We start from the raw sequence: 12,488 nt of genomic DNA, 5'->3' as shown, positions 1-12,488 counted from the left end.
AGCCTGGGACCCTTAACCCCAGGAAGAAGCCTGACGAAGATTCGGAGTGACCGTTTTGGCTAAGCAACCACTCCCTGTGGTTATGGATTCCGGGCTCGCACCAAGCGGGCGCGCCCCGGAATGACGGGTGGGGAGACAGTGTCCGTCCCTCATGGAATCGGCTATCCTCCTCCCATGGACAACACCGCCCGCAACATCGCCTTCGTACCGCCGCCGGACCGTCGCCAGTCGGAGACGGCGCTTGCGATCGCGCGCGGGACGGCGCGGCTGTTGCGATCGCTCGGCTTCTCATGCATCAGCGAATTGCCGCTGCCGTCGGGCCGCCGCGCCGATCTCGTAGCGTTGAACGAACGCGGCGAGATCTGGATCGTCGAGATCAAGTCGTCGGTGGAGGATCTGCGCGCCGATCAGAAATGGCACGAATACCGCGCCCATTGCGACCGGCTGTTCTTCGCCTTCACGCAGGATCTGCCGTGCGAGATTTTTCCTGAAGGTACCGGCCTCATCATTGCCGACGCCTACGGCGCGCACATGCATTGCGAGGCGCCCGAGCACAAGCTTGCTGCCGCCACGCGCAAGCAGATGACGGTGCGCTTCGCGATGGCGGCAGCGCTGCGGATCAACCGCCTGGTCGATCCGCAGGGACACGCGGATTTCTGGGAGTAGCGGCGCTACGAGCAGGCGCCGTAGGGTGGGCAAAGCGTAGCGTGCCCACCATTCAACATCAGAATTGAGGCAGAAGCAGTCGGCACGACGCTACGCGCCTTTGCCCACCCTAGGAGACCATTACCTCGGCGCGCGCTTGGCCAAAATCCGCTGCAACGTGCGGCGGTGCATGTTCAGCCGGCGCGCCGTCTCCGAGACGTTGCGGTTGCACATTTCGTAGATGCGCTGGATGTGTTCCCAGCGCACGCGATCGGCCGACATCGGATTGGTCGGCAGTTCGGATTTCTCCGCGCTGGTCGAGAGCAGCGCCGCGACGACGTCGTCGGCGTCCGCGGGCTTGGAGAGATAATCGATCGCGCCCATCTTTACCGCGGTCACGGCGGTGGCGATGTTGCCATAGCCGGTCAGCACGATCGCGCGCGCGTCCGGGCGCTTCTTCTTCAGCGCCGAGACCACGTCAAGGCCGTTGCCGTCGCCGAGCCGCAAATCCACCACGGCGAAGGCCGGTGCCGATTTGCCGATCTGCGCAAGACCGTCCGAGACGGTGTCGCAGGATGTCACGGCAAAGCCCCGCGTCTCCATCGCGCGCGATAGCCGCTCCAGAAACGGCTTGTCGTCCTCCACGATGAGAAGCGAGCGGTCGGTCTGTTCGTTCAGTTCGGCGATGGCGTTCAAGGTGTTGTCCTCTCTCCAGCGCATTGACATATGGCGTCGCAATCGTTCGGTGCCAAGGCGGCAAATAGTCGATCGGCCCCGTTGTGCGACGCAAGGTCGCGGCCTATCCTATTGTTTCTTCAAGCGTCTCGATAGCCTCAAAACGCTCTCGCGGCCAATTGATCTGGACCACCGCGCCGTGATCCGGAAAGGTCCGGTTGGTAAACGAGACCTTGGCGCCGGTGCGTTCGAGCAGCGTGCGCGCGATGAACACGCCGAGACCGAGGCCGCGCCGGTCGCCGCCGCCTTCATCCTGGGTGCGCCGCCGCGACAGATAGGGCTCGCCGATCCGGTTGAGGATGTCGGGCGGGATGCCGGGGCCGTCGTCGGAGATCACGAGTTCGATATGGTCCTTGTTCCACCAGGCGTTCACCTCAACGGTGGTGCGAGCGAAATCGACTGCGTTCTCGACGATGTTGCCGATGCCGTAGAGGATCGCGGGGTTGCGTGAGCCGACCGGCTCGGCCGCGACGGCCACCGCGATCCGCACCTTGATCTCGACACCGAAGTCGCGATGTGGCGCAACCACCTCCTCGATCAGCTCCGACAGCTTCATGCGGTCGAACGGCGCGCCGGTGGAGGACAGCTGCGTGATCTTGCTCAAGATGTCGCGGCAGCGCTGGGTCTGCTCGCGCAGGGTTTTCAGGTCGGCGGCGATGGCCGGATCGTTCACCGTCTTTTCCAATTCGCGCGAGATCAGGAAGATGGTCGCAAGCGGCGTGCCGAGCTCATGCGCGGCTGCGGCAGCTAATCCGTCGAGCTGGGTCAGATGCTGCTCGCGCGTCAGCACGAGCTCGGTTGCAGCCAGTGCGTCCGCAAGCTTGCGCGCCTCCTCGGTCACCTGGAAGGAGTAGAGGCTGGTGACGCCGATCGCGAGCGCGATCGAGAGCCAGACGCCGATCAGATAGATCGGCGGCAGCACCAGGGGATCATCGGAATCCCAGGGCAGCGGCAGATGAAAGAAGAACAGGATCGAGGCGCAGGCAACGGCGAGCAGGCCGAGGCCAAAGGTGAAGCGGGCGGGGAGCGCCGTGGCCGAGATCAGCACGGGTGCGAGGAACAGGAACGAGAACGGGTTCTGGAGGCCGCCGGTGAAGAACAAAAGTCCAGCCAATTCCACGATGTTGAGCGCCAGCAGTCCGGCCGCCTGCATCGGCTCCAACCGCTGCATCGGATTGGCCACCGTCTGGAGCGCCAGGTTGAGTGCTGCCGACAGGAAGATGATGCTGACGCAGGGGACGATCTCGACGTCGAATTCCAGCCCCTGCGCCACGATGAAGATCGCGGCGAGCTGCCCCAGCACCGCGAGCCAGCGCAGCCGCAGGATCGTGTCCAGGCGGATATGCCGCTGCGCGTGGCGAAAGCCGGAATCGGCAATTTCGGTCATGTCGGCCAATGTGCAGGTGCCTTCTCGATCACAAACGCTGGGCTCACGGAACCACCCAGGAATTACAAGCCTTGCGCTATCGGCTGCAATAGCAGAAGAACGGCCAGCATGACTGAGATTGACAAGGCTTCAAGTCGGCCGACTGTCGCGGATCGCAGCGCACCTGCGGCGATTGCGGTCGATCATCTCGTCAAGGTCTACAAGCAGACCCGCGCCGTCGATGATATCTCCTTTTCGCTGCCGCGCGGCAGCATCACCGGGCTGCTCGGCGGCAACGGCGCCGGCAAGACCACGACCATTGCGATGATCATGGGCCTGGTGCTGCCGACCTCCGGCCGTGTGCAGGTGCTCGGGCGAAGGATGCCTGAGGAGAGCGCGTCCGTGCTGGGGCGGATGAATTTCGAGAGCCCCTATGTCGACATGCCGATGCGGCTCACGGTGCGACAGAACCTCACCGTGTTCGGCAAGCTCTACGCGGTGAAGAACCTGTCCGAGCGCATCGCCGAGCTCGCCGATGATCTCGACCTCGGCGATTTCATCGACCGTGCCAACGGCAAGCTCTCCGCCGGGCAGAAGACCCGCGTCGCGCTGGCGAAAGCGCTGATCAACCAACCCGAGCTGCTCTTGCTGGACGAGCCGACCGCCTCGCTCGATCCTGACACCGCCGATTGGGTGCGGGCGCATCTGGAGCGCTATCGCCGGCACCACCACGCCACCATCCTGTTGGCCTCGCACAACATGCTCGAGGTCGAGCGGCTATGCGACCGCGTCATCATCATGAAGCGCGGCCGCATCGAGGACGACGACACGCCCGAGGCGATCATGGCCCGCTACAACCGCACCACGCTGGAGGAGGTGTTTTTGGACGTCGCACGCGGGCGGGTGAACGGTGCGCGAGAGGAGGCGGCGAAGTGAGACGGCAGCGGGTGCTCCTTTCGTCATTGCAAGCGAAGCGAAGCAATCCAGAATCTTTCTGCGCAAGGACTCTGGATTGCTTCGTCGCATCAGCGCAAAATTGCTGCACAATTTTGTCGCGAGCTCCTCGCAATGACGTCTTGGATAGATCGTGCGCGGCATTTCCATCGCTATGCGGGAGGGTGCCATGAGCGAGCTCTCCCTCCACCGCGGCATCTCCGCACATCGCATCGGCGCGATGGTCCTGCGCTATTGGTATCTGTTGATGTCGTCCTGGCCGCGGCTGCTCGAGCTGTTGTATTGGCCGGCGCTGCAAGTCATCACCTGGGGCTTCCTCCAGCTCTATATCGCCGAGAATGCCAATTTCTTCGCGCGCGCCGGCGGCACGCTGATCGGCGCCGTTATCCTCTGGGACATCCTGTTCCGTGGGCAACTCGGCTTCTCCATCTCGTTCCTCGAGGAGATGTGGGCGCGCAACATCGGCAACCTCATGATGAGCCCTTTGAGGCCGATCGAATTTCTGCTGTCGCTGATGGTGATGAGCCTGATCCGGCTTGCGATCGGGATCATTCCGATGACGCTGCTCGCGCTGTTCCTGTTTCACTTCAATGTCTATGCCCTCGGCCTGCCGCTGATCGCCTTCTTCTGCAATCTGATCTTCACGAGCTGGTCGGTCGGCATCTTCGTCTCGGGCCTGGTGCTGCGAAACGGCCTCGGCGCCGAGAGCATCGTCTGGACCTTGATGTTCGCAATCCTGCCGCTCGCCTGCGTCTACTATCCCGTCAGTGTGCTGCCTGCCTGGCTGCAATACGTCGCCTGGGCGTTGCCCCCGACCTACGCCTTCGAGGGAATGCGCGCGCTCCTGATCGAGCAAACCTTTAGGACCGATCTGATGCTGGAGGCGTTGGCCATCAACGCAGTGCTGCTGGTCGCATCTTTTGGGGCATTCCTTGCCCTATTGCGAAGCGCCAGGAAGCACGGTTCGCTGCTCTCGGCTGGCGAATAACGTCACTTTCCCGTGGATTCATGCTGGTTTTGGCGTTTCCGCTACGTAGATGTACGGAACCATGCATTGACGCAATATTGCGCATTCGGCAGTATGCTGCGATGCGAAGAGGAATATAAGCGATGCCTATTGGTGAGTTTGGCGGCGCGCCGCCCCTGGCGGCTGAAGGCAGTCCGGTCCTGACGACGCCGATGTACTGGATGTACGAGATGGCGCAAGCCTCTCTCAATCCGGCGCGCGCGGTCACCGATGCGACCAAGCTCCTGTTTCAGAATCCTCTCAATCCCTGGGCGCGGACCGAGGTCGGCAAGTCGGTCGCCGCGGCCTGCGAATTGTTCGAGCGCACCACGCGCCGCTACGGCAAGCCGGAATGGGGCCTCAACGACACCGAGGTCAATGGCATCCGCGTCCCCGTCGAGATCCGCTCGGTCTGGGAAAAGCCGTTCTGCAAGCTGCTCTACTTCGATCGCAAGTTCGCTCGCCCCTTGCGCAGTCCGCAGCCGCGCGTGCTGATCGTGGCACCGATGTCCGGCCATTATGCGACGCTGCTGCGCGGCACGGTCGAGGCCTTTCTGCCCGCGCATGAGGTCTACATCACCGATTGGGCCGATGCCCGCATGGTGCCGCTCAGCGAGGGCCGCTTCGATCTCGACGACTACATCGACTATGTCATCGAGATGCTGCACGTTCTCGGCGGCAACACTCACGTCATGGCGGTGTGCCAGCCCTCCGTCCCCGTCGTCGCCGCCGTCTCGATCATGGAAGCACGGCGTGATCCCTTTGTGCCGACCTCGATGACGCTGATGGGCGGGCCGATCGATACCCGCCGCAATCCGACCGCGGTGAACAACCTCGCCCAGGAGCGCGGCATCGACTGGTTCCGCAACCACGTCATCACCAAGGTGCCGTTCCCGCATCCGGGCATGATGCGCGACGTCTATCCGGGATTCTTGCAGCTCAACGGCTTCATCAGCATGAATCTCGACCGGCATATGGATGCCCACAAGCAGCTCTTCGCCAATCTGGTGAAGGGCGACGGCGATCTCGTCGACAAGCATCGCGAATTCTACGACGAATATCTCGCAGTCATGGATCTCTCCGCGGAGTATTATCTGCAAACCGTCGACACGGTGTTCGTGAAGCACGCACTGCCGAAGGGCGAGATGACCCATCGCGGAACACGCGTCGATCCTTCGAAGATCACGCGCGTGGCCTTGATGACGGTCGAAGGCGAGAAGGATGATATCTCCGGTCTCGGTCAGACCGAAGCAACGCACACTTTGTGCAGCGCGATTCCCGATCATCGCCGCGTTCATTACGTCCAGAAGGGCGTCGGACATTACGGCGTGTTCAACGGCTCGCGTTTCAAGTCGGAAATCGTGCCGCGGATCCATGATTTCATGGTCTCGGCGGCGAATCCGACCTCGCTGCAGGCGCTCGCGGCCGAATAGTCGCGTATTTCGGCTTTCCCGTCGAAAATTCAGGCCCTGTCGGAGCCTCCTGGAGAGCACGGTTCCGTCCAGATTCGCGGTATTGAGGTAGCCTCATAGGAGTGAGTCGCCACTCACCCCTTGGGGGCGCCTCATGCGTCCAGCGGGGGCGAAAATTGATGGTTCCAACCCCAGTCTGTAGGGTCTCCCGGACGCCTGACCGCTGTATATTGGGCAAATGATTTGTTTTTGCGCCGAGCGCTTCCCATGGCGGCGGTTATGGCAGAATCCGGGCGCCCTCCTGCCCCCCGGACTGACAGACATGGCCACTCGCGCGCTCCTTTATCGGCGGCCCCACGAACCAAAGACCCTCGTCATCACCCACGGCTCGCAATTTTTTGCGATCCGGCTGCGCCGCCACAGACGCGCGCGACGCTATACGCTCAGAATCCATCCGAGCGACCGCGAAGCCATCCTCACCATGCCGCCGCGCGGCACGCTCGCCGAAGCAAAAGACTTCGCGCAGCGTCACGGCGCATGGATCGCCGCACGCCTCGGCCGGTTGCCGAAGGCGGCGCCGTTCCAGCCAGGCACGGTGATACCGTTGCGCGGCACGCCCCATCGCATCGTTCATCGCGCCGGACAGCGCGGCACGGTGTGGACCGAGATGCGCGAGTCCGGCGAACGCATTCTCTGCGTCGCCGGTGGTCTCGAGCATGTCGACCGCCGCGTCAGCGACTTCCTCAAGCGTGAGGCGCGCCGCGATCTCCAGCGCTCAGCCGAGGCCTACGCGGCCGAGCTTGGCGTCAGGGTCAAGCGGCTCTCGATCCGCGACCAGTCCAGCCGCTGGGGCTCCTGCACCTCGGCGGGCTCGCTGTCGTTCTCCTGGCGGCTGATCCTCGCACCGCCCTTCGTGCTCGACTACCTCGCTGCCCACGAGGTTGCCCATCTCGTCGAGATGAACCACTCGGCGCGGTTCTGGCGCGTCTGCGGTAAGATCTGCCCGTCAATGGAACGCGCCAAGAAGTGGCTCGACACGTACGGGAATGATCTGCACCGGTATGGGGTCGAGGATTAGGCCCTGCTTTTGTCGGGCGCTCGCGCACTGGAGCGGGCGATCCGGTATTCGAGAGGCAGTGATTGTTTGGTCGAGAAGCTGCTGCGCTGGATCAAAGCCCAGCCAGCATCGGCCTCGCCGAACGCTGCTGTTTTGAGCCGACGTGTCAAATGGTCTTGCCGCCAGCGTCGGCTGTTCTGCGATCCGCGTAAGCCGTTGATTCCTCTATCACCGGCTACTGTGCATGGGGTTGTTTTCGCAGTTTTGTTTTGATGCGCTCAGGACCTCAACCCGAACCTATCGATTTCCGCCGAACAGCCGGTCCATCAACCAGCCGTCGAGCCCTGCCGCCGCCTCGGGGCGTACGTTGGCGCGCGTCGGAGGCGGCGGCCGATAGCCGCCATTGTTCGTCGGGGCCGGTCCGGCCGAGGTCGGCGCGGAGACCTGCGAGGCGGCCTGCGCAAGGTTCGAAAGGCCCCAGCCGCCTGGTGAGCTCGGCAAGGCGGCCACCGGCACACCCTCATGTGCCGTGCGCATGAAGCGCGTCCACACTTCCACCGGCAGCCCGCCGCCGGTCGCCTTCTTGGTCGGCGAGTTGTCGTCATTGCCGAGCCAGACGCCGGTGACGAGGTTGGCGGTGTAGCCGATGAACCAGGCGTCGCGGTAATCCTGGCTGGTGCCGGTCTTGCCGGCCGCCGGCCAGCCCGGGATCTCGGCCTTCTTGGCGGTGCCGTTGATCAAGGTCTCCCGCATCATCGTGTTCATCATGCCGACATAGCGCGGGTCGATCACCTGGTTGCGCTCGTCCGGCTGGCGCATGTAGAGCAGCTTGCCGCCGAGCGTCTTGATCCGCGTCACGACATGCGGCGCCACCGCGAGGCCGCCATTGGCGAACGGCGCATAGGCGCCGACCAACTCGACGACAGAGACTTCCGATGTTCCGAGCGCGATCGAGGCGTTCGGCTCGAGCTTCGAGGAGATGCCGAGCCGGTGCGCCGTGCGCACCACGTTCTTCGGTCCGACCTCGAGGCCAAGGCGGATCGCGACCGTGTTGAGCGACATCGCCAGCGCCTGCGTCAGCGTCACCGCGCCGAAATATTCGTGGGTGTAGTTCTCAGGCCTCCAGCCCTTGACCTCGATCGGGGCGTCCTGGCGCACGGTATCCGGCGTCAGCCCCTGCTCGAGCGCCGTCAGGTACACGAACGGCTTGAACGAGGAGCCCGGCTGGCGTTTTGCGGTGACCGCGCGATTGTATTGGCTGTCGGAATAGTTCCGCCCGCCGACCATGGCGCGCACCGCGCCGTCAGGCGTCATCGCCACCAGCGCACCCTGGCTGACGTTGAACTTCACGCTCTTGGCCGCGAGCTCGTCGATGATGGCGGCTTCCGCCACGCTCTGCAGCTTCGGATCGATCGTGGTCTCGACCTTGATGCTCTCGTCGATCTGGCCGACGAGATCGTCCAGCACCTCGCCGATCCAGTCGGCAACGTAATTGACCGTTCCGGCGCCGACCGGCTTCACGTTATAGGAGGGGTGGCCGATCGAGGCCTTGGCTTGCGCGTCGGTGATGAATTTTGCATCCGCCATCGCCGCGAGCACGATTTGTGCGCGCGCTTCCGCGCCCTCGGGATTGCGGTTCGGCGCAAGGCGCGAGGGCGATTTGACGAGGCCCGCCAGCATCGCGGCTTCGGCGATCGTCACGTTCTTGGCCGACTTGCCGAAATAGCGCTGCGCCGCGGCCTCGACCCCATAAGCGCCGGAGCCGAAATAGACGCGGTTGAGGTAGAGCTCCAAAATCTCGTTCTTGGAATGCTTGCGCTCCAGCCAGATCGCGAGCTCCGCCTCCTGCAGCTTGCGCTGCATGGTTCGCTCCTGGGTCAGGAACAGGTTTTTGGCGAGCTGCTGTGTCAGCGTCGAGCCGCCCTGCGAGACGCCGCGATGGAGCACGTTGGTGACGAGGGCGCGCAGGATGCCGACCGGGTCGATGCCGAAATGGGAATAGAAGCGGCGGTCCTCGATGGCAATGAACGCCTTGGGCAGATAGGGCGGCAGGTCCTTCAGCGCGACGTTGGCGCCGGCCATCTCGCCGCGCTGTGCCAGCATGCTGCCGTCGATGCCGACGATCTGGATCGTCGGCGGGCGCTTAGGGATTTCCAGCGACTGGATCGGCGGCAGATGGGCGCCGACATAGATCACGACGCCGATCACGGCGATCACGCCCCACAAGCTCAGCACCGCGCTCCAATAGACCAGACGGCCGAGGCTGAAGCCTCCGCGCGACTTTGGCCGCCGCTTGGCGCCGCTACGGCCGGCCGATGCCTTGCGTTCGCGCGGCGGCTCGTCGCCGGCATCGTCGCTCTTGCGCTTGGCGGATGATTTCGCTGATTTCTTGGGCTTGTCGTCGCCACCGGGAATGCGGTCCGCCGCGGTCAGGCGCAGGTCGGCGAGCGCCGCAGGCAAGCCGAATAGCGGCTCCTTCCGCCCACCCTTCTTCTTTCCCCACGCCATACGCCAAACGCCCGGTCAGCCCGCCCCGCCGCACGCTAGCGGTTGCTGTTTAAGGCCCGGTTAACCAGAGCTTAACGCGCAATTAGGAGGTGCGGCATTCGCCGGCCGCAGTTCCGCTTCTGGAGCGCCAGAGCTAGGATCGCTCGCATCAAGAAAAAGGAAACTCGCATGGGCCATATCGATCCGACCAAGGAGATCTTCGCGCAATTCCGGGAGAACGACCGCCCGGGCCCGATCCACATGCTCAATCTGGTGCGGCTGCGCAAAGAGGCGGCCTATCCGGACGGCCGCAAGTCGAGCGGCGCCGAAGCCTATGCGGCCTATGGCCGCGAGAGCGGCCCGGTGTTCGAACGCCTCGGCGGCCGCATTGTCTGGCAAGGCAAATTCGAGCTGATGCTGATCGGTCCCCCGGAGGAGCGCTGGGACCATTGCTTCATCGCCGAATATCCGAGCGTCTCAGCCTTCGTCGAGATGATCCGAGATCCCGTCTATCGCGAGGCGGTGAAGCATAGGCAGGCAGCGGTGGAGGATTCGCGCCTGATCCGACACGCGGTGTTGCCGGTGGGGAAGAATTTTGGGGAGATACCGGAGTAGGCCCCGTCATTCCGGGGCGATGCGAATGCATCGAATGATGGTGCGCACTTGCGCACCTGAGAATCTCGACATTCCGGGTCTGGCGCTTGCGCGCCATCCCGGAATGACCGTTTAGCCTAGCCCGACGGCCCCGTGTCCTCGATGACCGGCCCGAACAGCTCCCAGCGTTCGCCGTTGAATTTCATCATCTGCATCTGCTTGTTGACGCGGTAGTCGTTGGGACCGGTGGTGATCTTGATGCCGGGCAGCGCCAGGCTCGGCGTATAGCCCTTGATGTTGGCGACCTGCTTCATGACGTTCTCACGCGTCAGGTCGTCGCCGCATTGCTTCAGCACCTGGACCAGGAGCTCCGCCACCGAATAGGCATAGGTGTTCACGGTGTTGAGCTTGTCGCCTTCCGGGAAATACTTGTCCATGAAAGCGAAGAAGGCCTTCACACCCGGATCGTCCTTCCACTGGGGATCGCCGGGGTCCTTGCCGTAATTGGTCGAGATGATGCCCTTGGAAATATCGAGGCCGGCCGGCTTCAGCGTCGCCGACACCGGGCTCGCATTGATGTCGAGGATATGCACCGGAGACCAGCCGAGGTCTGCGAGCTTCTTGATCGCCTGCGCCGCGAATTTTGGCGTCGAAGCGTCATAGAACAGATCGACGCCCATCGACTTCAGCTTGACCACCTGGGAGTCAACGGTCGGATCAGTGACCTCGTAGGAGACCTCGCCGACGATCATGCTGGCGGCCTTGTCACCGAGGCCGCTCTTGAGGCCCGCGAGATAGTCGCGGCCCATGTCGTCGTTCTGGTAGAGCACGCCAATCTTGGCATTGGGGTGATTGGCGAGAATGTACTTGGCGTAGATCCGTCCTTCGGACACGTAGTTCGGATTGTAGGCAATGGTCCAGGGAAAGTTCTGCGGATCGTTGAAACGCGCGGCGCCGGTGGACGCCAGCAGTTGCGGCACCTTCTTGCCGTTGAGATATTTTTGCACGGCGGCATTGGCCGCGGTGCCGATCAGCTGGAAGGTGAACAGCACCTCGTCGCCTTCGACCAGCTTGCGGACCTGCTCGACCGTCTTCGGCGGCGAATAGGCGTCGTCATACTGGATCAGATTGATCTTGCGGCCGTTGATGCCGCCCTGATCGTTGATCATCTTGAAATAGGCGGCCTGGGTCTTGCCGATATTGGCGTAGACCGAGTAGGCACCGGAGAACGGAACGGTCTGGCCGATCTTGATCTCGGTGTCGCTCGCGCCGGTGTCGTATTTCTTCTGGGCGAGGGCTTGGCTCGCGGAGAATGCGAAGGCGAGCGCCGCCGTGGCAGCTAGGAAGGCTCTGCGATTGTTCATGTTAGTTCGTTCCTCCTGACGGAATTATCGATCGATGGTCTTTGTCCGTTGATTGCAACGGTCGCCATCGCTGCCAAAGATTGTGGAGGAACGTTCGCCGCCGCGCAAGGATCACGGCGCTGCGCCGTAGCGTCTCAGGCTAAAAACTAGGCCAGGAACAATGCCATCAGCGCAAACCGTCGCCGGCCACGTCACGCACAGCTTTGTCCGGAAACGCTAAGGTTGGCGATCAAAATCAGGTTGGCTCCCCCAAAGCGTCAGCTTTCGGGTGGACGATAGTACGGCCGGCGTGGCAAGTCCGGCGGCGTGTTTCGATGCAATGGTGCCGCAATGCCCGCTGGACCAACCAAAACGCCTGAACGCTTTGGTCTCGATCGCCTGGTGACGCCGATCGGGATCGCCCTGCTCGTCACAGATGCCGATGGTGCCTTGCGCGCGCTCGACTGGGCGGATTACGAGCACCGCATGCGCGAGCTGTTGCGCCTGCATTATGGGGTGGTGGATCTGAGCGATCAGCCTGCGCCGACGCAGATGCGGGCTGCGCTGTCGGGCTATTTTGAAGGCGATCTCGGCCAGCTCTCGGGCGTCGCATGGCGTATCGGCGGCACGTCGTTCCAGCGGAAGGTCTGGACCGCACTTGCGCGGATTCCCGCCGGCACCACGATGAGCTACGGCGCACTCGCGGCAAAGATCGGCATGCCCAAAGCCATTCGCGCCGTCGGCCATGCCAACGGCTCCAATCCGATCAGCGTGGTGCTGCCGTGTCATCGCCTGATCGGCGCCGATGGCTCGCTGGTGAAATACGGCGGTGGGCTCGAGCGCAAGCGCTGGCTGCTGCGGCATGAGGGGGTGGAGCTTTAGGTCTCTC

General features: G+C 63.2%; 11 protein-coding genes. 7 read left to right on the top strand and 4 right to left on the bottom strand.

The features are described from left to right. The first annotated feature begins 174 nt into the window (after positions 1-174). Positions 175-666 (top strand): MmcB family DNA repair protein, encoded by a 492-nt coding sequence (locus tag IVB12_RS27320; protein ID WP_247303716.1) that lies wholly within the window; start codon positions 175-177, stop codon positions 664-666. A 120-nt stretch (positions 667-786) separates the two neighbouring features. Here the strand turns inward: IVB12_RS27320 and IVB12_RS27315 are convergent, their stop codons facing one another. Both IVB12_RS27315 and IVB12_RS27310 read right to left on the bottom strand, forming a co-directional pair. After that, the gene (locus IVB12_RS27315; RefSeq protein WP_164934823.1) at positions 787-1,341 is read right to left on the bottom strand and encodes an ActR/PrrA/RegA family redox response regulator transcription factor; all 555 of its coding nucleotides are present in this window, start codon (positions 1,339-1,341) and stop codon (positions 787-789) included. Between the two features lie 103 nt (positions 1,342-1,444). Further along, positions 1,445-2,767, bottom strand: coding sequence for an ActS/PrrB/RegB family redox-sensitive histidine kinase (locus tag IVB12_RS27310; RefSeq protein ID WP_247303715.1), 1,323 nt, complete (start codon positions 2,765-2,767; stop codon positions 1,445-1,447). 108 nt (positions 2,768-2,875) lie between these two features. On the opposite strand from IVB12_RS27310, the gene IVB12_RS27305 reads away from it, so the two are divergent. From IVB12_RS27305 to IVB12_RS27290, 4 genes are all read left to right on the top strand, one after another. Further along, positions 2,876-3,682, top strand: coding sequence for an ABC transporter ATP-binding protein (locus IVB12_RS27305; RefSeq protein WP_247303714.1), 807 nt, complete (start codon positions 2,876-2,878; stop codon positions 3,680-3,682). A gap of 187 nt (positions 3,683-3,869) precedes the next feature. Further along, positions 3,870-4,688: an ABC transporter permease gene (locus IVB12_RS27300; RefSeq protein WP_247303713.1), complete on the top strand. Its 819-nt coding sequence runs from the start codon at positions 3,870-3,872 to the stop codon at positions 4,686-4,688. A 122-nt stretch (positions 4,689-4,810) separates the two neighbouring features. Continuing rightward, entirely contained in the window at positions 4,811-6,139 is a 1,329-nt protein-coding gene (gene phaZ / locus IVB12_RS27295) for a polyhydroxyalkanoate depolymerase (RefSeq protein WP_247303712.1), read from the top strand. A 217-nt stretch (positions 6,140-6,356) separates the two neighbouring features. After that, the gene (locus IVB12_RS27290) at positions 6,357-7,196 is read left to right on the top strand and encodes a SprT family zinc-dependent metalloprotease (RefSeq protein ID WP_247303711.1); all 840 of its coding nucleotides are present in this window, start codon (positions 6,357-6,359) and stop codon (positions 7,194-7,196) included. A 276-nt stretch (positions 7,197-7,472) separates the two neighbouring features. On the opposite strand, the gene IVB12_RS27285 is transcribed toward IVB12_RS27290, so the two are convergent. Then, positions 7,473-9,683 (bottom strand): penicillin-binding protein 1A, encoded by a 2,211-nt coding sequence (locus tag IVB12_RS27285; protein WP_247303710.1) that lies wholly within the window; start codon positions 9,681-9,683, stop codon positions 7,473-7,475. Positions 9,684-9,851: 168 nt separating this feature from the next. On the opposite strand from IVB12_RS27285, the gene IVB12_RS27280 reads away from it, so the two are divergent. Continuing rightward, positions 9,852-10,277, top strand: a complete 426-nt coding sequence (locus IVB12_RS27280) for a DUF1330 domain-containing protein (protein ID WP_247303709.1) — start codon at positions 9,852-9,854, stop codon at positions 10,275-10,277. Positions 10,278-10,393: 116 nt separating this feature from the next. On the opposite strand, the gene IVB12_RS27275 is transcribed toward IVB12_RS27280, so the two are convergent. After that, positions 10,394-11,620, bottom strand: a complete 1,227-nt coding sequence (locus tag IVB12_RS27275) for an ABC transporter substrate-binding protein (protein ID WP_247303708.1) — start codon at positions 11,618-11,620, stop codon at positions 10,394-10,396. 330 nt (positions 11,621-11,950) lie between these two features. Here IVB12_RS27275 and IVB12_RS27270 point away from each other — a divergent pair, with 330 nt between their 5' ends. After that, a complete protein-coding gene (locus tag IVB12_RS27270; RefSeq protein ID WP_247303706.1) occupies positions 11,951-12,481 on the top strand; it encodes a methylated-DNA--[protein]-cysteine S-methyltransferase in 531 nt (176 codons plus the stop codon). Positions 12,482-12,488 lie beyond the last annotated feature (7 nt).

It is taken from the genome of Bradyrhizobium sp. 179 (assembly GCF_023073535.1).
Taxonomy (GTDB): Bacteria; Pseudomonadota; Alphaproteobacteria; order Rhizobiales; family Xanthobacteraceae; genus Bradyrhizobium.
The sequence above is the reverse complement of the archived record's forward strand: the minus strand, read 5'-3'. Positions and strand labels throughout refer to the sequence as shown.